The 278-nt window shown below is 47.1% G+C and carries 1 protein-coding gene; it reads left to right on the top strand.

Going from position 1 to position 278, the window contains the following annotated elements:
• A partial coding sequence (locus tag AOA60_RS23705) for a LamB/YcsF family protein (protein ID WP_178075410.1) occupies positions 1–278 on the top strand: 278 nt, incomplete at both ends.

The raw sequence follows: 278 nt of genomic DNA, 5'->3' as shown, positions 1-278 counted from the left end.
GAACAAGCCGTGGCCTGCTCTTATTTGCGTTAGCAAGAAGTGAGCTAGTAAGAGCAGGGCAGGATGCAGGACTTCGTGTTGTAGAAGAGGTGTTTGCAGATCGTACATATCAACCTGACGGGTCGTTAACTCCTAGGTCACAACCCATTGCTATCATTCACGATTCAGATGTAGCTGTGTTACAAGCGTTGCGAATGGTAAGAGAAGGATTAGTTACAGCAACTGATGGTAGTCAAGTACCGATCAAAGCAGAATCGATCTGCGTACATGGGGACCTG

The organism is Pseudomonas sp. 2822-17 (assembly GCF_002742485.1).
GTDB classification, from domain to species: Bacteria; Pseudomonadota; Gammaproteobacteria; order Pseudomonadales; family Pseudomonadaceae; genus Aquipseudomonas; species Aquipseudomonas cyclaminis.
Note: the sequence above shows the minus strand (reverse complement) of the source record. Positions and strands in the feature narration are given on the sequence as shown.